The sequence below is a fragment of the Streptomyces sp. NPDC020299 genome, assembly GCF_044387825.1.
GTDB lineage: Bacteria > Actinomycetota > Actinomycetes > Streptomycetales > Streptomycetaceae > Streptomyces.
The window spans coordinates 248,603-270,185 of sequence record NZ_JBIRWL010000005.1 but is presented as its reverse complement, the minus strand read 5'-3'; the positions used below and the strand labels follow the sequence as shown (position 1 = coordinate 270,185).

Genomic DNA, 21,583 nt, shown 5'->3' with positions numbered 1-21,583 from the left:
CACGGACGAGAGCGGCCATAGGCTTTCAACCCCAGGTGAGAGCACAGGGGTTGGCGACCCGGCTACCGTTGGGCGCATGGACCGGATGGAGTCGCTCGCAGGGCGCCACATACCCCGGGCCGTCACCGACACGGTCCTCGCCGCGCTGCTGACCGCCGTGTGTCTGACGCTGCCGTTGACGATGCCACCGGACGGTCCCGAGCTGCGGCCGCCGGACGTCGCATGGGTCGTACTCGTCCTGCTGACGACGCTTCCGCTCGCCCTGCACCGGTTCGTTCCGCTGCCGGCGCTGCTGGTGATGTCGGTGGCCGCGGGCTTCGTCCAGGGTCTGCACTACGTCCCCCGGTTGTCGAGCCCCGACGGCACCTCCATCGGACCCACCTACCTCACCGTCGCCACGGCCGTCTTCCTGACCGCCACGCGCAGCACACCGAAGGTCGCGGCCCTGGTCGGGTCGGTGCTCATCCCGGCGGCTGCCGTGTCCGAGGCGGTGCTCGCCCCGGACGGGCACCGGATCGCCGCGCTGCTCACCGAGTCGGTGATCATGGTCGCCGCGTGGGCGCTGGGGCGGCTCACCCGGGCACGCGCCGCCATCCGGGACCAGGCGCTGGAGCGGGCCGCGGCCCTGGAGAGGGAGCAGGCCGCCGACGCGCGGGCCGCGGTCATGGCGGAACGAGCCCGGATCGCCCGTGAACTGCACGACATCGTCGCGCACAACGTCAGCCTGATGGTCGTACAGACCATCGCCGCCGACCGGGTCCAGGAGCGGGACGCGCGAAAGGCCCACGAACTGCACGGCGCCATCGAGGAGACCGGCCGGGCCGCCGTGACCGAGCTGCGCCGCCTGCTCGACGTGCTGCGCACCGATGAGGAGGCGGACGGCGACCCGAGCAAGGAGCCGCCGCAGCCCACCATCGCGGCCCTGCCCGCGCTCGTGGAATCGGTGCGCGCGGCCGGGCTCGAGGTCGACCACAGCACCACCGGCACACCCGCCGAACTGCCCGCCGGCTCACACCTGACCGTGTACCGGATCGTGCAGGAGGCCCTCACCAACACCCTCAAGCACGCCGGCCGCACCCGGACCGCGCTGCACGTCGCCTGGGAGCCGGAGCGCGAGCGGCTCACCGTACGACTGTGCGACGACGGGCCCCGGCCCGACGGCGAGCCGGTACGCCCGCCGGTCGCGGCGCACGGCACCGGGCACGGCCTGGTCGGCATGCGGGAGCGCGTCGGCGCGGTGGGCGGTTCCCTGCACACCGGCAACCGGCCCGGCGGCGGCTACTGCGTGCACGCCGTCATCCCGCTCCCCGCACCCGAAACCCGGAACGAAGGGCCTTCCCCGTATGCGAGTCATCCGCGTCCTGCTGGTCGATGACCAGCCCATGATCCGGACGGGATTCCGGCTCATCCTCGAATCGGAGCCGGACATCGATGTCGTGGGCGAGGCGTCGGACGGCGACGAGGCCGTCGAGAGCACCGAGGCGCTGTGCCCCGACGTGGTCCTCATGGACATCCGTATGCCGGGCGTGGACGGGGTCGAGGCCACGCGGCGGATCGTACGGTCGGGGGCGCCGAGCCGGATCGTCATCCTGACGACCTTCGACCTGGACGCCCATGTGGTGGACGCCCTGCGCGCCGGAGCCAGCGGGTTCCTCGTGAAGGACGGCCCCGCCGACTCCCTGGTGGGCGCGATCCGCACGGTCGCCGGCGGCGACGCCGTGCTCTCACCGCGGGTCACCCGCCGGCTGCTCGACCGGTTCGCGCACCTGGGCGCGCCCGCCGAGGCACCCGTGCCCGCCCGCCTCGACTCCCTCACCGGCCGCGAACTCGACGTGCTCCGCGCGCTCACCCGCGGCCTGTCGAACGCGGAGATCGCCCGCGAACTCGGCGTGAGCGAGACGACCGTCAAGACGCACATCGCCCACATCCTGGAGAAGTACGGGCTCCGCGACCGGGTCCAGGCCGTCATCATGGCGTACGACAGTGGTCTGGTCGTGCCGCGATGGCCGGCGTCGTAGGTTGGGGAAGTGACAACTACCGCATCACAAGAGGCATTTCTGCAGGCGTTCCACGCTCGGCGCCCGGCGGTGACCGCTGAAGCGTTCGGCCGCGGCCGCGCTCCGGACGGCCGGTCCAGCTATGAGCTCCTGTGCGATCGAGTGGCCGGCCGCAGGCGAGTACTGGACCTCGGCTGTGGTGACGGCCTCCTGCTCGAGGTGCTGGCCCAGGAGAACGGAAGACAGCTCGCGGGACTGGACCTGTCCGCGCAAGCACTGGCGCTGGCGCGACGTCGACCGGCGCTCGCCGGGGCCAGGCTGGAGGAGGGGCGGGCTCAGGAACTCCCCTTCGCCGACGGCAGCTTCGACGCCTGCGTTTGCCACATGGCGCTGATGCTGATGGGCGAGATCGAGCAAGTCGCGGCGGAGGTCGCCCGCGTCCTGTCTCCCGGAGGGGTTCTGGCGTGCGTGGTGGGAGGCGGGGCCGTCGGCGGCGAGGCGTACGAGCGGTTTCTCGGGCTGTTGCGGAACACGATCGAGGAGGTGCCCGCCTCGCGGCGCATCCCGGCGCTGGGCGACAGAAGGACACGCAGTCGCGACGGGCTCGATGAGGTCCTCGGCCCGGCGGGCTTCGCGGCGGTGGGCTGGGAGACCGTTCCCATCGATTTGAGCGGCCGGGTGGAGCAGGTGTGGGCTGCCGTCTCCGGCCTTTATGACCTCGGTCCGCTCGATACGGCGGCCGTGGAGCGGCTGCGCGATGCCTTCTTCGCCGAGATGCGCGACATGACGACCCCGGAGGGGGCCGTCCCCTGTGCCTTCAAGGTCCACATCGCGACAGCGCGGCTGCACTGACTCCGCCGCCCGGCTGGGCCACTCTCAGCGATCAGTCCAGATCGGCCTGCCACAGGTCCGGGCCGAAGACCTCGTACTGGATGTCGTCCGGAGCCACCCCGCGCTCGATCAGGCGGCTGTGCACCGCCTGCATGAACGGCAGCGGGCCGCACAGGTAGTACAGCGCGTCGTCGGCCAGGTCGACGGCGCTCGGGTCCATCAGTCCCTCGAAGACCCCGTCGACCGGTTCCATGCTCTGCGCGCCCTTCTCGTACCAGGCGTACATCCGGGCGTTCTTCAGGGCCAGCACGTCGTTGACCACCTGCCGGCGCAGCGGGAAGGAGGCCTCGTCGAGGTCGGCGTGCAGCACGGTGATGGACAGCCCGGACTCGGCGGCCACCAGGTGGGAGAGCATGCCCGCCATCGGGGAGATGCCGATGCCCGCGCTGGCGAAGACCACCGGGCGTCCGACGTCGTCGAGCACGACGTCGCCGTACGGCAGGGACAGCGTCAGCACGTCGCCCACCCCTGTGGAGTCGTGCAGGAGCGCCGACATCTCGCCGTCGGGATCGTCGCCCTCGCCGCGCACCCGCTTGACCGAGAACTGGCGGTGCTCACCGTCGTCGGCCCGGGTCAGGCTGTACTGGCGGGGCTGGAGCCTGCCGTCGGGCATCCGCATCCGCACCGTGACGTACTGGCCGGGCAGCGAGGTCTTCACCAGACGGTCGTCGATGCGCCGGACCACGAAGGTCGCCACGTCGTCGGTCTCCTGGATCTTGCGCACCACCTGCCAGTCCCGCCACACCGTCTCCGGCCGCACCCCGCGGGCGCTGTACACGCCACGTTCCTGGTTGATCAGGGCATTGGCCATCAGCCAGTACACCTCGTCCCAGGCGGCGGCGACCTCCGGGGTGACCGCGTCGCCCAGGACGTCGCCGATGGCCCACATCAGGTTGTCGTGGACGACCTGGTACTGGTGCGGGCGGATACCGAGCGAGGCGTGCTTGTGCGCGATCCGGTTGAGCAGTTGGTCGGGCACTCGTTCCGGCGTCTCCAGCAGCGTCGACGCGAACGCGGCCACCGAGCCGCGGCGAGCGCCTGCTGCTGGTGACCGTGCACCTGACTGCCCCGGTTGAAGACGCCGTCCATGAGCTCGGGATGCTCGGAGAACAGACGCCGGTAGAAACGCTGGGCGATCTCGACGATGCACTCTCCGACAACCGGCAGTGTGGCGGCGATGACAGGACGTGACGTGTCCGAAAGCAGCTGACTTCCTCCAGGTGGGTACGGAATGACCGGTCCGCGCCAGGTACCCACCCGTATCCGTCCGATTCCGAGCGCTGAGGCGGGGGGCTGTCGAGCCGGGACTCCGGCTGCGGCATTCTGGTGGTGGTCGGCGCGGCGGTGAAGGAGAGTTGTGGTGGAAGAGCGAGCGCAGGATCCTCGTGACGCCGAGGCGTCGGGGGGGTTCCCGCAGTTGCGGCTGGACCAGTTGCTGGAGGGGCTGCAGCAGCAGGTGGAGCAGGTGCGGTCGGCTCGGGACCGGGTGCACACGCTGCTGGACGCGGTGCTGGCCATCGGCTCCGACCTGGAACTCCAGGTGGTGCTGCAGCGGATCGTGGAGTCCGCGGTCTCCCTGGTCGACGCCGAATACGGGGCGCTCGGCGTGCTGGGCGAGGACGGCACGATCAAGCAGTTCCTCACGGTCGGGATCGACGAGGAGACCATCGCCCGGATCGGCCCGTACCCGCGCGGCGAGGGCATTCTGGGGCTGCTGATCCGCGATCCGCAGCCGCTGCGCCTGGCGGACCTGTCGCAGCATCCGTCGTCCGTGGGGTTCCCGTCCGGTCACCCGCCGATGAGCGGCTTCCTGGGCGCCCCGGTCCGGGTGCGCGACCGGGTGTTCGGCAACCTGTACCTGACCAACAAGAAGGGCGGCGCCCAGTTCGACGCCGACGACGAGGCGGTGCTGCGGACCCTGGCCGCGGCGGCCGGTGTGGCGATCGACAACGCCCGCCTGTACGACGAGGCACGCCGCCGGCACCGGTGGCTGGCGGCCAGCAACGAGCTGACCCGCAGCCTGCTGTCCGGCGAGGAGCCCGGTGCGGTGCTGGAGGCCTTCACCGTCACGGTGCGGGAGATGGCCGACGCCGACCTGGTCACGCTCGCGGTGCCGGTCTCAGGCAGCGGTGAACTGGTCGTCGAGGCCGCCGCCGGGACACGCGCGGACGAAGTCCGGGGGCTGGTCCTGCCCGCCGCCGCGTTGGCCGCCAAGGTCTTCGCCTCCGGGGAGACCATCGTCAGCGAGGCCGTCAGCGTGGACCCGCGCGCCGAGGGCGGCAGCGCTTCGGTGGTGGAGCTGGGTCCGGCGTTCTTCGTGCCGCTCGGGACCCAGGAACACGTGCGCGGGGTCCTTCAGGTGGCGAACGTACCGGGCGGGCCGTTCTTCCCGGACCCCGTCATCGACATGGTGATCGGCTTCGGCAACCAGGCGGCCCTGGCCCTGGAGGTCGCCGAGCACCGGCGCGACTCCGAGCACGTGCTCGTCCTGACCGACCGCGACCGTATCGCCCGCGACCTGCACGATCTGGTCATCCAGCGGTTGTTCGCCGGCGCCCTGACGCTGCAGTCCACGCTGGGCCGCGTCGCCGACCGGCCGCAGGTGAGCGAACGTGTCCAGCGGGTCGTCGACGACCTGGACGACACCATCAAGGTCATCCGCTCCACCATCTACGGCCTCCGGGAGCACGACCAGGAACGCAGCGGCGGCAGCCTGCGCTCCAGACTGGTGGCGGCCACCGACCGGGCGGGCCAGGCTCTCGGTTTCACCCCGGCACTGCGCATGACCGGCCTTCTGGACACCCACGTCCCCGCCGAGCACGCCGAACACCTGCTGGCCGTGCTCGGTGAGGCCCTGTCCAACGCGGCCCGGCACGCGCACGCCACCGCGGTCGACGTGAGCGTCTCGGTCACCGTCTTTGAACTGCACCTGCGGGTGGCCGACAACGGCCGCGGCATGGACCCGGCGGCCGGGCGCCGCAGCGGCCTGGCCAACCTGCGCCGGCGTGCCGAGGAACTGGGCGGAGAGTTCCGGCTGGCGCCGAACGAACCCACCGGCACCGTCGTCGAGTGGGTGGTGCCTCTCCCCCGGGCGGCGTGAGGCCTTCCCCCGCCGGCCGGCCCCGGTGATCAACCGATGCGTTCCCAGCCGCGGCGTGGTGCGCGGGCGCCCAGCTGGGTGTCGCGGCTGCGGTAGACGATGTACGGGCGGGTCAGATAGCCGATGGGCGCGGTGAGCATGTGGACCAGGCGGGTGAAGGGCCAGGCGGCGAAGAGCAGCATCGCGCTGATGGCGTGCAGCTGGAAGAGGATCGGCGCTCCCTTCATCCGGTCCGGGTCGGGCTGGAAGTAGAAGATGGAGCGGAACCACGGGGAGATGGTTTCGCGGTAGTCGTATCCCCCGCCGATGACGTTCGCGACCACGGTGGCGGACAGGCCGAGGACGATGGTCAGGGTGAGGGAGATGTACATCGCCTTGTCGTTGCGGGTGGTGGCGGAGAAGACCGGGCCGACGGTGCGGCGGCGGTAGATGAGGATGGCCAGCCCGCCGAGTGTGGCGATGCCCGCGATCGTGCCGAGGACGACCGCGCCCAGGTGGTACATGTGCTCGCTGACCCCGACCGCCTCGGTCCAGCTCTTCGGGATCACCAGGCCGCCGATGTGGCCAAGGAGCACGACGAGGATGCCGAAGTGGAACAGCGGGCTGCCGATCCGCAGCAGGCGGCGTTCGTAGAGCTGGGAGGATCGGGTGGTCCAGCCGAACTTGTCGTAGCGGTAGCGCCAGACATGGCCGAGGACGAAGACCGCGAGAGCGACGTAGGGCAGGACGACCCACAGCAGGACGCCGCCGGTGCCGGCCTCGGCCGCCGTGGTGAGGGGCTGCACGGCTGCGGTCATCGGGGACCTCCTACGACGGGGTCGGGCAGGAACACCGGGGAGGCGGCGTACGGGTCGAGGCCGACCTGTTCCTCGGGCGGGCCCTGGGCGGCCAGCCGCAGCACGGCGTCGCGTTCGTCGCCCTCGAGGGAGGGGAGGGTGGCGGAGACGGAGTCCAGCACGTGCGCCCAGGGCGAGTCGTCGTCGGTCAGGGCCAGGCGCAGCAGTTCCAGGCCGGCCCGGTGCTCGTCGAGCAGGCGCGCTCCGGCGGACGGGTCGGTGGCGGCGAATTCGAGTACGACGGCGAGATGGTCGGGGAGTTCGTCGTCGCCCAGGCGCCACCCGGCCGCGGCGTAGGTCTGCTTCAGCCGCAGCAGGGCCATGCCGCGTTTCCTGGTGTCGCCGTGCGCGTAGTAGGTCAGGTAGAGGCAGCAGCGTTTGCGGTGGTCGAACGTGGCCACGTAGGCGGTGGCCAGGTCCGCGGGGGCGGTCCGCTCGGCGTGGGCGGTGAAACGGAGCAGGGGATCGGCGACCGGTCGCGGCAGGGTGGCGGCGACCCGGCCGGCCAGGGTCAGGCGCTGCTCGAACTGCTCGTCGGGGTAGGCGAGCAGCAGGGACTGGGCCTGCCAGGCGTGGGCCGGCCACGGCTCGGCGGGTGCGGTGCGTGTGGTCTTCCTCTTCAGCGCTTTCACGGCTTCGGCTCGACCTCCCCTCCGCTGTCCGCGGATGATCCGTCATCGCCGGTCGTGCTGGGTGGGAAGAGACCGGGCGGGGAGCTCTTGCCGTCCCAGTTGAGGAGGTTGACGCGGGTGGCCTTGTCGGTGGGGGCGGCGAGGGTGTCGGAGCTCTGCCGGTCGCGCAGGGCGTGGAAGTTCTCCACCGCGATCGGCGCGGCGCCGCCGGACGCCTCGCCGAACGGCCCGGAGCCGCCCATGCCCGGGCCGCCCTCGTAGTCCAGGCTGCACTCGGTGGCCAGTTCCTCCAGCTTGTGGGCCTGTTCGGCATGCGCGGGCGGGATGACGTACCGCTCGTCGTACTTCGCCAGCGCGAGCAGCCGGTACATGTCGTACAGCTGCTCCTCCCCCATGCCGACCTCCTGGGGGATCGCGGCGTCGGGTTCGCGGCCGAGGTTGATGTCGCGCATGTAGGCGCGCATGGCGGCCAGGCGGCGCAGCACCGCGTCCACGGGGGCGGGGTCGCCGGCGGTGAACAGCTGGGCGAGGTAGTCGATGGGGATGCGCAGGGCGTCGACGGCGGCGAAGAGGTTGCGGTGGTCCTCGGCGTCGGAGCCGGTGTCGCGTACGGCGTCGACGACCGGGGACAGCGGGGGGATGTACCAGACCATGGGCATCGTCCGGTACTCCGGGTGCAGCGGCAGCGCCACCTTGTACGTGTTGATGAGGGCGTGGATCGGGGAGCGCTGGGCGGCCTCGATCCAGTCCCGGGGGATGCCCGCCTTCTCCGCCGCGCGCACGACGTCGGGGTCGTTCGGGTCGAGGAGGACCTCCCGCTGGGCTTCGTACAGGTCCTTCTCGTCAGGCGTGGCGGCGGCTTCGAGGACCTTGTCGGCGTCGTACAGGACCAGGCCGATGTAGCGCAGGCGGCCGACGCAGGTCTCGGAGCAGACGGTGGGCAGGCCGACCTCGACGCGGGGGAAGCAGAAGGTGCACTTCTCGGCCTTGCCGGTGCGGTGGTTGAAGTAGACCTTCTTGTACGGGCATCCGGTCACGCACATCCGCCAGCCGCGGCAGCGGTCCTGGTCGACCAGGACGATGCCGTCCTCTTCCCGCTTGTAGATCGCGCCGGACGGACAGGAGGCCGCGCAGGACGGGTTCAGGCAGTGCTCGCAGATGCGCGGCAGGTAGAACATGAACGTCTGCTCGAACTCGAACTTGATCTTCTCGGAGACCTCGTTGAGGAGGACGTCCTTCTGGCTGGTCGCGGCCGAGCCGCCGAGGTCGTCGTCCCAGTTCGCCGACCAGGAGATCTTCATGTCCTTGCCGGAGATCAGGGACTTGGGGCGGGCGACCGGGGTGTGCTCCTGGAGCGGGGCGTTGGTGAGTGTCGCGTAGTCGTAGGTCCAGGGTTCGTAGTAGTCGTCGAGGGACGGCAGCACCGGGTTGGAGAAGATCTGGATCAGCTTCTTGAACCTGCCGCCCGCCTTCAGCGCGAGCCGGCCGCGTTTGTTCAGCTCCCAGCCGCCGCGCCAGGTGTCCTGGTCCTCGTAACGGCGCGGGTAGCCCTGGCCGGGCCGGGTCTCGACGTTGTTGAACCACACGTACTCGACGCCGGTGCGGTTGGTCCACGCCTGTTTGCAGGTGACCGAGCAGGTGTGGCAGCCGATGCACTTGTCGAGGTTCATCACCATCGCCATCTGGGCCATGACGCGTCCGATGGTGGCTTCGCCGCGGGGCATCAGTACTCCACCTCCTGGTTCTTGCGGCGACGGATGACCGTGACCTCGTCGCGCTGGTTACCGGTCGGGCCGAGGTAGTTGAAGGCGTACGACAGCTGCGCGTACCCCCCGATGAGGTGGCTGGGTTTGATCAGCAGCCGGGTCAGGGAGTTGTGGATGCCGCCGCGCCGGCCGGTGGTCTCGGTGCGGGGTACGTCGATGAGCCGGTCCTGGGCGTGGTGCATGTAGACGGTGCCCTCGGGCATGCGGTGCGAGACGATCGCGCGGGCCGCGACCACACCGTTGCGGTTGACCGCCTCGATCCAGTCGTTGTCCTGAACCCCGACTTTCGCCGCGTCCTGGGTGCTCATCCAGATCGTCGGCCCGCCCCGGGACAGGGAGAGCATGAACAGGTTGTCCTGGTACTCGGAGTGGATGGACCACTTGTTGTGCGGGGTGAGGTAGCGCACGGTCACGCCCAGTTCGCCGGTCTCTCCGATCCGTGGTTCGTCGAAGAGCGCGTGCATGTTCAACGGGGGCCGGTAGAGCGGCAGTTGCTCGCCCAGGGCCTCGATCCAGTCGTGGTCGAGGAAGAAGTGCTGGCGTCCGGTGAGCGTGTGCCAGGGCTTGAGGCGTTCGACGTTGACGGTGAAGGGCGAGTAGCGGCGCCCTCCGGTCTCCGACCCGGACCACTCGGGGGAGGTGATGACCGGGACCGGGGCGGCCTGGGTGTCGGCGAAGGTGATCTGCTTTCCCTCGTGCTCGGCGGCCAGATCGGCGAGCGGCCGGCCGGTGCGGGCTTCGACGGAGTGGAATCCCTGGGTGGCGAGATGACCGTTGGTGGTGCCGGACATCGCGAGGATCGCTTCGCAGGCGTGCACGTCCCGGGCGATCGAGGGGCGTCCGTCGGCCGCTCCCCCGCGTACGGTGCCGTTCTTGTGCCGCAGGTAGTCGAGTTCGCGGTCCAGCTTGAAGGTGACGCCCTTGGTGGTGGCGCCGAGGGTGTCCAGCAGGGGACCGAGCGCGGCCATCTTGTCGGCGACGGCGCCGTAGTCGCGTTCGACGGTGATCAGTTTGGGCATGGTGCGGCCGGGCACGGGTTCGCACTCGCCGGCCTTCCAGTCGCGGACCCGGCCGTGCGGGTTGGCCAGGGCGTCCGGGGTGTCGTGCAGCAGCGGGGCCGCCACCACGTCCTCGCGGACGCCGAGGTGTCCGGCGGCCTGGCGGCTGAACTCCTTCGCGAGGGTGTGGAAGGTGTCCCAGTCGGTGCGGGTCTGCCAGGGCGGGGAGATCGCCGGGTTGAAGGAGTGCACGAAGGGATGCATGTCCGTACTGGACAGGTCGTGCTTCTCGTACCAGGTGGCCGCCGGCAGCACGATGTCGGAGAAGACCGTGGTGCTGGTCATGCGGAAGTCCAGCGTCAGCAGCAGGTCGAGTTTGCCGGTGGGGGCTTCGTCGCGCCAGGTCACGTCCCGGGGGCGGGCCTCGGGCGGGGCCTCGGTGGCGCGCACGGAGGAGTCGGTGCCGAGCAGGTGCTTGAGGAAGTACTCGTTGCCCTTGGCCGAGGACCCCAGGAGGTTGGCCCGCCATACGGTGAGCACGCGGGGGAAGTTCTCGGGCGCGTCCGGGTCCTCGCCCGCGAATCCCAGCCGGCCCTCCCTGAGCTCGTCCACCACGTGTTCGCCCACGGCACGCCCTGCTGCCCGGGCCTCGTCGGCCAGGTCGAGGGGGTTGCGGTCGAACGTCGGATAGGACGGCATCCAGCCCATCCGCGCCGACTGCGCGATGACGTCCGCGGTGGACTTCCCGGCGAACGGCCCGCTGCCGGGTCCGGTGGCGCCCAGGGTGTCGGCGGAGAACGGGTCGTAGCGGTACTGGTCGCTGTGCAGATACCAGTACGCCGTCTGGATCATCTGGCGAGCCGGACGGTTCCAGTCGGCCGCGGTCGCGATCGCCGAGTATCCGGTGAGCGGCCGCACCTTCTCCTGGCCGACGTAGTGCGCCCAGCCGCCCCCGTTGACCCCCTGGCACCCGGTCAGCGTGGTCAGGGTCAGAAACGCGCGGTAGATGGTGTCGGAGTGGAACCAGTGGTTCGTTCCCGCTCCCATGACGATCATCGAGCGGCCGCCGGACTCCTCCGCGTTGGCCGCGAACTCCCTCGCGATGCGTGCCGCCCTGTCCGCGTCCACGCCGGTGATCGCCGCCTGCCAGGCCGGGGTGTAAGGCTGGTCGGCGTCCTCGTAGGAGGACGGCCACTCGCCGGGCAGGCCGTCCCGGGCCACTGCGTACTGGGCCAGCAACAGGTCGTAGACCGTGGTCACCAGCCGCCCGGCGACCCGCCGCACCGGCACCCCGCGCCGCAGCCGGCCCGCGCTCCCGTCGGGGGCGTCGAAGCGCGGCAGTTCCACCGGCACGGGTTCCTCGCCGCCGCCCGTCGCCGAGAGCAGCGGGTCGGTGTCGCCGAGATCGAGATTCCATTTCCCGGCGCCGGACTCGCCGAAGCGGTCGCCGAGGGTTCCGTTCGGCACGACCGGCTGCCCGGTGGCCGCGTCCAGCAGTACGGTCCGGAACTCCGCGTGTTCCGTCGCGGCCGGTGCGCCGCCGAGGTCGGCCGCGGTCAGGAACTTCCCCGGTGTGTACGTGCCCGGCTCCCGCTCCTCCAGAACGACCAGGAAGGGCAGGTCGGTGTAGCGCTTGACGTAGTCCTCGAAGTACGGCGTCCGCCGGTCGACGAAGAACTCCTTGAGGATGACGTGGCCCATCGCCATGGCGAGCGCCCCGTCGGTGCCGGGCTGTGCGGGCAGCCACTCGTCGGCGAACTTGACGTTGTCCGCGTAGTCCGGGGAGACGGCGACGACCTTCTGGCCCCGGTAGCGGGCCTCGGCCATCCAGTGCGCGTCGGGGGTGCGGGTCACCGGCAGGTTGGAGCCCCACATGATCAGATAGCCGGCGTCCCACCAGTCCCCGGACTCCGGTACGTCCGTCTGGTCGCCGAACACCTGGGGCGAGGCGACCGGCAGGTCCGCGTACCAGTCGTAGAAGGACAGCATCACGCCGCCGAGCAGCGAGTAGAAGCGGGCGCCGGCGGCGTGCGAGACCATCGACATCGCCGGGATCGGTGAGAAGCCCGCCAGCCGGTCCGGACCGTACTCCTTGATCGTGTGCACGTGTGCCGCGGCGACCATCTCCACGGCCTCGTCCCAGCTCGCCCGCACCAGGCCGCCCTTGCCGCGCACGGACTTGTAGCGGCGGGCGCGCTCCGGGTCGGAGACGATGTCCGCCCAGGCCGCCACCGGGTCGCCGAGGCGGACCTTGGCCTCGCGGTACATCTGCAGCAGCACACCGCGGACGTAGGGGTAGCGGACCCGGGTGGGCGAGTAGGTGTACCAGGAGAAGGCCGCGCCGCGCGGGCAGCCGCGGGGCTCGTACTCGGGGCGGTCCGGGCCGACGGAGGGATAGTCGGTCTGCTGGGCCTCCCAGGTGATGATGCCGTCCTTGACGTACACCTTCCACGAGCACGAGCCGGTGCAGTTCACGCCATGGGTGGAGCGCACCACCTTGTCGTGCGACCAGCGGTCCCGGTAGAAGTCGTCCGCCTGCCGGCCGCCTCTGCGGTGCAGGGTGCGCAGGTCGTCGGAGACCTCCGCCCGGGTGAAGAACCGGCGGGAGCGCACCAGCGCCTCCGCCAGCTCACCGTCCATGCCCGCGTGCGACTGTTCCCGGCTGATCTCGGTGCTCACCGTGCCACTCCGCCCCGGGCACCACGGCCCGTTCGAACTGTGATCGGTTTCCGGCCGCACCCGACTCTACGACCGCGTCCCCCCACAAGGTCAACAGCCACACCGCCCGCGCGCAGGGGCCGATTACCCAGGCTCCGCACCGCCATGCCCACCGGGTGCGACGCCCACGGCCGGCCGCGACAGGCCGCTGCCCGCCCTGGCACGGGTGGCCTCGACCACCTCCCATTCGTCGGTGCCGAGATGGGCGAGCGCGGCCGGGAAGACGCCGTCCTGCTCCTTGAGGATATGGTCGCGCAGCATGGCCATCGCCTCCATCAGACGGTCCGGCCAGGCCGGGTCCGAGGGCGTCGCGCCGTCGGACCCGGCCTCGGCCAGCACCGCCTCGATCCGGCGGTGCTCGGCCTCCAGGGCGGCGATCTGCTCGGGGAAGTCCCCGGCCAGGGCGGGGAACAGGCCGTGCTCCTCGACCTGGGTGTGCGGTTCGAGCACCCGTGAGATCTCCCGGGCGAGCTCCGCCATCCGGGTCGCGCCGCCTTCCTGGTGGGCGGTGCGGAGGTGGCTGATGAGGCGAACCACCTCGTCGTGCTCCCGGGTCAGTTCGTCGATCGTCTCCAGTGACTGGCACCCGCAGTACTCACACACCGGACTTCTCCTTCCTACTCGCTCTTCCTCGCTCCGTCGTTCTCATCCACTCGCCTACGCGGTGGTGCGTGCCGTGCGGTGCCCGCTCCGGCGGCCGGTGCGCTGCTTGCGCCCGCCGCCTTCGACTGCCGCGCGGACACCGGTGAGGGTGTAGACCAGCGCGGCGGCGGCCACGACCGCGAGCAGGGCGAGACCGGCCGCGTACGTTCCGTACTCGCCGTACAGCGAGCCCATCACCAGCGGCGGCAGGAAGCCACCCAGTCCGCCCGCGGCGCCGACCACGCCGGTGACCGAGCCGACCTGGCTGGCCGGGGTCAGCAGCGCCACCAGGGCGAAGGTCGCTCCGCTGCCCGCGCCGAGCGCGGCGGCCATGGCCAGGAAGGCGATGGTGCCCACCGGTGCCAGGGGCGGGGTGAACGACTGCACGAGTGCCCCGGCGACGACCACGGCCAGCGAGCCGGCCAGCACCCGGACCGGGCCCACCCGGTCGGACAGCCAGCCGCCGATCGGGCGCATCGCCACCGCGAGGAGCACGAACCCGGCCATGCGGTTCGCGGCGTCGGCCTGGGTGAGGCCGTAGCCGGTCTTGAGGTAGGTGGGCAGGTAGACGGAGAAGGCGACGTAGCCGCCGAACGCGACCGCGTACAGCGCGGCTGCCTGCCAGGTGATGCCCAGCCGGGCGGTGGCGGCCAGCCGGCGGGCCAGCGGCTCGGTCGGCACGGTGCGGCCGGGTGCGTCGCGCAGCAGCAGCGCGGCGGCGACGGCGTACACGGCGAGGACGGCCGCGGTGATCAGGAAGGGGGTCTGCATGCTGTGCGCGTCGACCAGCTTCACCGTGGTCAGGGCGCTGATGGCGGTGCCGCCCATGCCGGCGCCGAAGACACCGATGGCCAGCCCGCGCCGCTCGGGCGGGAACCAGGCGTTGACGAAGGGCACGCCCACGGCGAACGCGGTGCCGCCGATACCGAGGAAGAACCCGCCCACCAGCAGGGCCGCGAGGGACGAGTGCCCGGCCAGGCCGAGGTAGAGGACCGGGACGATGGCAGCCGCCGAAACGATCGGGAACATCACCCGCCCGCCGAACCGGTCGGTCAGCGCACCCACCGGGATCCGGCCCAGCGATCCGACCACGACCGGTACCGCCACCAGCAGCGACTGCTGGAAGGAGCTCAGGCCGAGGCTGTCCTTGAACCGGGGGCCGAGCGGGCTGAGCAGTGCCCACGCCCAGAAGTTCACGGCGAAACCGACCGTGGCCAGGGCCAGCATCAGCCACGCCCGGCCGGACACCGGTGCACCCGACGGTGAGCCGGCGTTCTGCGATTTCAACGGCTGGACCATGTTGTCCATCCCTTTCGTCCTCTCGGTGGTACTGCGCCACCGGGATCGCACGAGCCCCACAGGCCTCTTGCCCGCGGACCGGCTTCCCGTCACCACTGTCCGCCTGTCGCCTCACCGCGGGCATGGGCCATGAGTCCCTGGCGGTGGCCAGAGGGTCCCTGGGTCCGGGGCCGGCCGTCCTGGCGGCCGTGTGGGGGTAGGGCCGGTCGGCCCTACCCCCACACGACGCGCCCGGCGACTATGGACGGATGTTCCCGAACGATGCCTTTCGCGGACTCGACCGGCAGGAGTGTCTGCGCCTGCTCGCCAAGGTGCCGGTCGGCCGCGTGGTCTACACCCGGCAGGCACTGCCCGCGGTCCTCCCCATCAACTTCGCCCTGGACACGGACGCCTCCGTCCTGCTGCGCACCTCACCGGACTCGGATCTGGTCCGCGCCATCGACGGCGTCGTCGTCGCCTTCGAGGCGGACGAGTTCGATGCGGGCACCCGGTCCGGCTGGAGCGTGGTCGTCACCGGGCGGGCCACCGTGGTGACCGATCCCGCCGAGCACGAGCGGCTCTCGCAGACCGGCCCCACTTCCTGGATGCCCCTGCGGGACACGGTGTTCGTACGCATCGAGTCCGAGATGGTCACCGGACGCGAGCTTATGGGAACGCGCGTCGCGCGGTAGCGGACCGGCCGTGGACTACCCGGCCGTGGACTACCCGAGTGCCCGCGGTGTGGCGGCGCAGTCCCGGCCGTAGCCGAATCGGATCAGCATGTGCGGATGGCACCGCTTGTGTCGCGGGAGGGCGGTCGCGGCCCGCAGGTCCGGCCATTCCATGGCCTGGTGCAGGAGTGAGGTGCGCAGCCCGCGTGCCGTCGCCGTGAGGAGCACGTACTGCAGGGCCTGGCCGGCCCGTAGCCAGTCCGCCCTCCGGTCGTGCGGCGTCCACAACAGGGCCGGCTGAACATGGCGTTCGAACCACAGGGCGGGCCGACGGAAGGCAGGCAGTGCGCCGGTGAAATCCCGCATCGGTATCCGCCTGCCCGCGTCCGGCGGGCCGAGGGCGGTGACGGGTATGCCGTACGGGGCATCGGCTCCCGGGGCGGTGATCCAGGCACCGGTTTCCGCGATGCGGGCCGGGTGGGCACGGTTGCGTGCCTCGGCCATGGCAGTCAGGCGCAGCAGCCGCCGTGTTCCGGCGATATCCGGTAGGTGAAGGCGTGCGCCGGCGGCGTGCGCGGCCGCCGCCATCTCCGCCGCGATCGGCTCGGGCACGGGCCGGCCGGTGAACGGCATCCGGCTCGTGTGCCGCTCTGCGATGGCCTCGTACAGGCCAGGGTCCAACGGCTGGTCGTCCGCGCCGAGCGGGTCCATCAGTCGTACGGCGGCCAGCAGGCCGGGCTCGTGCGGGTCCGGCAGCAGCCTCACCTCCGGTCGCCTGCCCAGGTGCAGGGCCGCGAGCCGGAGGTTGAAAACCGCCGCGCCGACGGACAGGTACTGGGCACGGTGCATCGGGTCGGTCAGCGGCAGTGTCCGCTCCGGCGCCGAGTGCACCTCCAGCACCTGGCTGCCCGAGTCCAGGCGGAAGCGCCAGGGTTGGGTGTTGTGGATCGACGGGGCCGCCACGGCGGCCGCCAGCAGCGACTCCACGGTGGCTGCGTCCAGCAGGGCTTGGGTGCGCATGATGCCTCCCCTTCAGGTGGCGGGCAGGGCGGTGGCGAGCAGGACGACGCCGAGTGAGCCGGCGAGGGACACGACCGCCAGGGCCCGGGCCAGGTCGGCGCGTCCCTTGGCGTGGGCGATTCCGTGTCCGGCCGCGGCGAGCATCACCAGCAGGAACAGGACGAGCTTGGCCGCCAGCGTGCGGCCGTAACCGGGTTCGGCGAGGGAGGACCAGGTGACTCCCTTGTGCCAGGCCATGGCGCAGCCGGTGGCCAGCTGCACGGGCAGGAACACCGCTCCGGTCACCATGCCGAACCGGCGGCCCGCCGCGGCGGTGAAACGGTCCTTGGCCTCGGGGGCGAGCAGGTGGCGGGCCAGCGGCAGGACCACCAGGGTCAGAGCCAGTTGCCCGCCGACCCACAAGGCGGCCCCGGCCACGTGCAGGAACCTCACCAGGGACCACCAGCCGACGGTGTCCATCAGCCGCTCACCTCCACCATGCCGTGCGCTCCGGCTTCCGCGTGGCGCATGTCGTGGTCGACGAACGCGTAGTGGCCGGCCTCGGGGAACGTCGTCTCGACGAAGCCGCCCTGCGCCGTGGCCAGGTCCAGCACCTGCGAACCGCCCGCCTGGCCCGGCCTCAGCAGGTAGGCGCCCTCCTTGTACACGGTGTCGAAGACGGTGCCGACGACGTGGAAGGCGATGCCGTCGCTCGGCCCGGCGGCGACCACCCAGAAACGGGCCCGCTCGCCGGCCTTCGCCTTCAGGGGCTGGTGCTCGTACTGGTTGGCGACGCCGTTGAAGACCCAGGCGTCCGGGGTGTCCTGGCGCATCTTCGTCACCTGGGCCGTGCTGCCGGGCGTGCCGAGGTACAGCTCCGAGGAGACCAGCACATACTCGTGGTCGGCCTTCGCCAGGCCCGGCGGGTCGATGATCACGGCTCCGTACATGCCGTTGCCCATGTGCTGGAGCATCGGGGCGCTGCTGCAGTGGTACAGCCAGGCCCCGGCCCTCTCGGCGCGGAAGCGGTAGACCAGGCTCCGGCCGGGCTGGATCGTGCGCATGGGCCCGTCCGGGGCGAGGGACCCGGCGTGGAAGTCGATGCCGTGGCCCATGGACGGATCGTCGTTGACGAGCGTGACCTCGAAGACGTCGCCCACCTTGCCGTGCAGGGTGGGGCCCGGTGCGGTGCCGCCGAAGGTCCACATCCGCTGCTTCACGCCCGGAGCCACCTCCACGGTGGTGCGGGCGGCGTGCAGTTCGACTTTGTGCACCGTCCCGCCGGGCACGGGGGCCAGGGCGGCTTCGCGTGCCCGCCAGCCGGCGGAGAAGTCGGCTGAGAGATCCAGGCCGCCGCTGTCGGCGGCGGCCGAGGTGTGTCCGTCGTGTCCGCTGTCGCTGGTCGCCGTGCTGTTCTTCACGACGATGTCCATCGTCATCCCGGCCGCCCGGTGGCCCGGCAGCGTGCACCACGCCTGGCGGTCCTCGCTGACCGGTCCGAGGTCGAGTACGCGGGTGCTGCCCTTGGCGAGCATCGGGGTGGCGGGGCCGTCCTCGACCTTGAGGTCGTGGCGCTGGGCGTTGGTGTTGGTGACCTTCAGCTTCAGGTCGGTGCCCGCGGCGACCTCGATCCGGGCCGGGCGGATGCGCATGTCGGCCAGCGTGACGGCGACCGTGCGGGTGGTACCGCTGCCCGCCCCGGCCGTCCCGGCAGCGCTCACTCCCCCGGTCGTGTCCCCGCCGCTGTTCGCCACGAGCACGGCCAGCACGGTCAGTACGGCCCCCGCGGCGGTCCCCCACAGCGCGGGATGCCGTGCCGGGCCACCGGCCCGGTCCGCGCCCTGGAGGAGACCTCCTCCGCTGAGGAGACCTCCTCCGCTGAGGAGACCTCGTCCGCTGCGGACCAGTACGCGCAGCACCAGGGCGAGGAACACGGCCCCGGCCGCCCCGGCCAGCAGCATGCCGGCCGTCCCGGCGGGAGCGGGCAGCGGGAGGGCGAGCAGGGCCACGCCGAGATTGAGTACGACGATCCGCGGCGCCCAGCCCCCTTCGAGTACCGCCCGCAGCGCGGCCCGCTCCTTGGGACCACTGGCGAGCACGATGGGCAGCAGATAGGTGAGGGCCCCGACCAGGACCTGCGCGACCAGCCCGACGAGCAGCACGGGGACCAGGGCGGCGATGTCGTCGCGTACCTGGGTGAGCGGCCGTACGGCGAGGAGCACCAGGTCCACGACCACGCCGGCGCACAGCCATCCCGCGGCGGCGGCCAGCATCCACGCGGCGGCCGCCGAGACCGCGGGCCGCCGGTGCACCGTACGGGCGAACAACTGGACCGCGAGGGTGACTCCGGCCGCGTAGCCGGCGACGCCGAGCGCGGCGGCGGGGCGCCAGTCCGCCGCCAGGCCGGCGACCGCGACGGCGAGCCCGCCCCCGGTCAGCCACAGCACCCGGCGCGCCAGCCGGGTGGTGCGCTCGGCCATGCGCACGCCCAGGACGGTGGGCCAGAGCATGAACAGCGTGCCCAGTACGGGCAGTCCGATCCAGCCGAGGAGGGTGACGTGCACGTGGGCCAGCTTCAGACCGGTGTAGTGGTGCGGGCCGGCCTTGCCGGTGGCCAGCAACCAGCCCAGCACCGCACCGGCGATCAGGGCCGCCGCACCGGCCCGGTAGTAATCGGCGATCGGGGCGAGCCGTCCGCCCAGCGCGCCCCGGCCCATGCGGACCAGCACCACCAGGTGCGCGGTGACGGCGGTGACCAGCAGCGCGCACCCGGCACCGGTCAGGACGGGCGCGTCGGTCCACACGCCGGTGACGACGCCGACGACGCCGAGATTGACGCCGGCCAGACGGGTGTTGCTCCACCGCCGGTCGGGCTGCGGGGCGTGGAGCATGGCGACGGCGAAGTGCTCGCTCCAGACCACGATGGCGGTGGTGGCGGCGCCGAGCAGGAACAGGTGGATGGCCAGCCAGCGGGCGACAGGCAGCGTCTGCTGGGCACTCGCGGCCAGCAGCGCCATTACGGCCCAGGCCGCGACCAGGCCGTGGGCGGCCAGGTGCCGGCTGCGCAGACCGGACGCCTTGAACCTGCTGGGCGGGCGGCCACTGCCACCGGCCGGGTCATCGTTCTCGCGGTACACGGTGCTCCTTGCCGCCCTCCGGGGCGGCGGTCGTACTGGGACGAACGGGCGGCCTCGCGTCAGTGCCGCTGCCCAGCAGCGCGGCCAGTTCCCGTCGGCGGGGAAAGGACCCAGGGACGTAACCGCACCACGGTTCCTCGGCGTAGGGGTCGCCGGTGACGCCGTACGCCCTGGACCGCGAGCCGCCGCAGACCTGGCGGAACTCGCACGCCCCGCACCTGCCGCCCAGCCGGTCGGGGTCCCTGAGCCCGGTGAACAGCTCCGAGGTGCGGTAGATCTCCGTCAGCGGCGTCTCGCGCACGCTTCCCGCGCCCAGTGGCAGGAAGCCGCTCGGGTGGACGGTGCCGGTGTGCGAGACGAAGACGAAGCCGCGGCCCGCGTTGACGTCCAGGGGCGGGCGCCGCACCCGGCGTGCTCCGGCCGCCAGGCCCAGCTCGGCGGCTCGCTCGCGCAACTCCCGGTACAGCGGGCCGAGTCCGAGCACCGCCACATGGTCGTCGCCCGTGGCGGCGAGGACTTGGCGTTGCAGGGCGACACGGCGGAAGTGGTGGGCCTCGGTGGTCTTGGCCGGTACGGTCAGGCCCACGTCGTAGACGAAGTTGAGGACGTCCTCCACCTCGCTCGCGGTCAGTACGCCGAGGCTGCGGCCACGGCCCGTGGGCACGAGGAAGAAGGCGCTCCACAGCATCGCCCCGTGTTCGGCGACGAGGCGGACGATGTCGGGCAGGTCGTGCAGGTTGTGCCGGGCGACCGTGGTGTTGATCTGCACCTTCATGCCGAGGGCCCGGGCGGCGTCCCAGGCGTCCAGGGTCCAGCGGAACACCCCGGGCACGCCGCGGAAGGTGTCGTGGATCTCGGCGGTGGACCCGTCCAGGCTCAGCGAGAGCCCGACCGCGCCCGCCGCGTGCAGGTTCCGCAGCCGCTGAGCGGTGAGCGTGGGGGTGCCGGACGGGGAGACCGCGACCCGGACCCCGGCCTCCTGACCGTATGCGATGAGCTCGGTCAGGTCGGGGCGCTGGAACGGGTCGCCGCCGGTGATCACGAACAGCGGGGCGGGCTGCCCGAAGGCGGCCACCTGGTGCAGCAGGTCCTTCGCAGCGGCGGTGTCCAGCTCGCGCGGGTCGCGATCGGGCACGGCCTCGGCGCGGCAGTGCAGGCAGGCCAGCGGACAGGCCCTGGTGGACTCCCAGATGACGATGAACGGCCGCTCCCCCGCGTCGTGCCGCTGGCGTCGGATGGCATGCGCGGCGGCGCTCATCGCGCAGCCCTCCCCGGAGTCCTGGGGCGTCGAGGGTGGTCGACGTGGTCGTGCACGGTGTACCTCCGGGTCGGTCGCCGTCGGCGAGGGGTTCAGGGGCGGTTCGGGGAGCGGGGGGCCAGGGCGTCCGCGGTGGCCACCAGCGCGACGCCGAGGCCGGTCAGTGCGGCGCCCAGGCCCGTGACCAGGGTCGTGAGGTGCCATGCCTGGTAGGCGGACATCAGCGAGGCGCGCAGGGACTGGCCCATGAACGCGGTGTGGCGCAGCTTGGCCAGCTTCTCGTCGTCGCCGCCGGCGGCGTGCAGCTCGGCGGTGATCTCGGCATAGGTGCGGCCGCCGGTGGCGTGGGCGAGATTGCCCTTGATGAACTCGGCGTAGGCGTGTGCTTCGGGGCCGGTCTCCACGTGCCGGCCGGCGTAGGCGGCGAGGTGGGCGGGCAGCCCGCGGTCGGGGAAAGTGATCTTCTGGGCGGCCAGTTCGGTACGTATCTCCTTCCTGCCGCTGCGGCCGCGCAGCACCATGACCGGTCCGGCGAGGCCCAGAGCTATGCCGACCGTCCCGAGCAGGGTGCCGGCGCGACGGTGCGATCCGTGCATGACGTGTCGTCCTTCTTTTCTCGTGCTGTCTTCTCGTGCTGTTTTCTCGTGCTGGGGGGCGCGC

16 protein-coding genes and 1 pseudogene are annotated in these 21,583 nt (G+C 71.7%); 5 read left to right on the top strand and 12 right to left on the bottom strand.

Annotation, left to right across the window (positions count from 1 at the left end; all coding sequences use genetic code 11):
• The first annotated feature begins 76 nt into the window (after positions 1-76).
• Genes ACH45E_RS15565 through ACH45E_RS15555 form a run of 3 tightly spaced genes read left to right on the top strand, consistent with a single transcriptional unit; the run spans position 77 to position 2,849 of the window.
• Positions 77-1,375, top strand: coding sequence for a sensor histidine kinase (locus ACH45E_RS15565; RefSeq protein ID WP_361438685.1), 1,299 nt, complete (start codon positions 77-79; stop codon positions 1,373-1,375).
• Positions 1,344-2,018 (top strand): response regulator transcription factor, encoded by a 675-nt coding sequence (locus tag ACH45E_RS15560; RefSeq protein ID WP_361438687.1) that lies wholly within the window; start codon positions 1,344-1,346, stop codon positions 2,016-2,018. Before ACH45E_RS15565 ends, ACH45E_RS15560 begins: the two co-directional genes overlap by 32 nt.
• Positions 2,019-2,027: 9 nt before the next feature.
• Positions 2,028-2,849 carry a class I SAM-dependent methyltransferase gene (locus ACH45E_RS15555; protein ID WP_399040784.1) on the top strand — a complete coding sequence of 274 codons (822 nt, stop codon included), beginning with the start codon at positions 2,028-2,030 and terminating at the stop codon, positions 2,847-2,849.
• A gap of 31 nt (positions 2,850-2,880) precedes the next feature.
• Here the strand turns inward: ACH45E_RS15555 and ACH45E_RS15550 are convergent.
• Positions 2,881-4,094: pseudogene (locus ACH45E_RS15550) on the bottom strand (globin domain-containing protein).
• A 154-nt stretch (positions 4,095-4,248) separates the two neighbouring features.
• Here ACH45E_RS15550 and ACH45E_RS15545 point away from each other — a divergent pair.
• Positions 4,249-5,988 carry a GAF domain-containing sensor histidine kinase gene (locus ACH45E_RS15545; protein ID WP_361438691.1) on the top strand — a complete coding sequence of 580 codons (1,740 nt, stop codon included), beginning with the start codon at positions 4,249-4,251 and terminating at the stop codon, positions 5,986-5,988.
• 29 nt (positions 5,989-6,017) lie between these two features.
• On the opposite strand, the gene narI is transcribed toward ACH45E_RS15545, so the two are convergent.
• The 6 genes from narI to ACH45E_RS15515 all read right to left on the bottom strand — a co-directional run bounded on the left by narI (position 6,018) and on the right by ACH45E_RS15515 (position 14,888).
• Complete coding sequence (narI, locus tag ACH45E_RS15540) at positions 6,018-6,785, bottom strand: respiratory nitrate reductase subunit gamma (protein WP_361438693.1); 768 nt, start codon at positions 6,783-6,785, stop codon at positions 6,018-6,020.
• Positions 6,782-7,456 carry a nitrate reductase molybdenum cofactor assembly chaperone gene (gene narJ / locus ACH45E_RS15535; RefSeq protein ID WP_361438695.1) on the bottom strand — a complete coding sequence of 225 codons (675 nt, stop codon included), beginning with the start codon at positions 7,454-7,456 and terminating at the stop codon, positions 6,782-6,784. The genes narI and narJ overlap by 4 nt, the downstream gene beginning before the upstream one ends.
• A complete protein-coding gene (narH, locus tag ACH45E_RS15530; protein ID WP_361438697.1) occupies positions 7,453-9,180 on the bottom strand; it encodes a nitrate reductase subunit beta in 1,728 nt (575 codons plus the stop codon). The genes narJ and narH overlap by 4 nt, the downstream gene beginning before the upstream one ends.
• A complete protein-coding gene (locus ACH45E_RS15525) occupies positions 9,180-12,860 on the bottom strand; it encodes a nitrate reductase subunit alpha (RefSeq protein WP_361439143.1) in 3,681 nt (1,226 codons plus the stop codon). The genes narH and ACH45E_RS15525 overlap by 1 nt, the downstream gene beginning before the upstream one ends.
• A 162-nt stretch (positions 12,861-13,022) precedes the next feature.
• Positions 13,023-13,541, bottom strand: a complete 519-nt coding sequence (locus ACH45E_RS15520) for a hemerythrin domain-containing protein (protein ID WP_361438699.1) — start codon at positions 13,539-13,541, stop codon at positions 13,023-13,025.
• Positions 13,542-13,595: 54 nt separating this feature from the next.
• Complete coding sequence (locus tag ACH45E_RS15515) at positions 13,596-14,888, bottom strand: nitrate/nitrite transporter (RefSeq protein WP_399040779.1); 1,293 nt, start codon at positions 14,886-14,888, stop codon at positions 13,596-13,598.
• 239 nt (positions 14,889-15,127) lie between these two features.
• Between ACH45E_RS15515 and ACH45E_RS15510 the strand changes: the two genes are divergently transcribed.
• Positions 15,128-15,550, top strand: coding sequence for a pyridoxamine 5'-phosphate oxidase family protein (locus ACH45E_RS15510; protein WP_361438701.1), 423 nt, complete (start codon positions 15,128-15,130; stop codon positions 15,548-15,550).
• 30 nt (positions 15,551-15,580) lie between these two features.
• Here ACH45E_RS15510 and ACH45E_RS15505 read toward each other — a convergent pair whose 3' ends face one another.
• From ACH45E_RS15505 to ACH45E_RS15485, 5 genes are all read right to left on the bottom strand, one after another.
• Entirely contained in the window at positions 15,581-16,549 is a 969-nt protein-coding gene (locus ACH45E_RS15505; RefSeq protein WP_361438703.1) for an Acg family FMN-binding oxidoreductase, read from the bottom strand.
• Between the two features lie 12 nt (positions 16,550-16,561).
• Positions 16,562-17,008: a hypothetical protein gene (locus ACH45E_RS15500; protein ID WP_361438705.1), complete on the bottom strand. Its 447-nt coding sequence runs from the start codon at positions 17,006-17,008 to the stop codon at positions 16,562-16,564.
• On the bottom strand, positions 17,008-19,665 hold the full coding sequence (locus ACH45E_RS15495; protein WP_361438707.1) for a multicopper oxidase domain-containing protein: 2,658 nt from the start codon (positions 19,663-19,665) through the stop codon (positions 17,008-17,010). The genes ACH45E_RS15500 and ACH45E_RS15495 overlap by 1 nt, the downstream gene beginning before the upstream one ends.
• Positions 19,646-20,923: a TIGR04053 family radical SAM/SPASM domain-containing protein gene (locus ACH45E_RS15490; RefSeq protein WP_361438709.1), complete on the bottom strand. Its 1,278-nt coding sequence runs from the start codon at positions 20,921-20,923 to the stop codon at positions 19,646-19,648. Before ACH45E_RS15490 ends, ACH45E_RS15495 begins: the two co-directional genes overlap by 20 nt.
• Positions 20,924-21,015: 92 nt before the next feature.
• On the bottom strand, positions 21,016-21,519 hold the full coding sequence (locus ACH45E_RS15485) for a hypothetical protein (RefSeq protein ID WP_361438711.1): 504 nt from the start codon (positions 21,517-21,519) through the stop codon (positions 21,016-21,018).
• Positions 21,520-21,583: the final 64 nt, after the last annotated feature.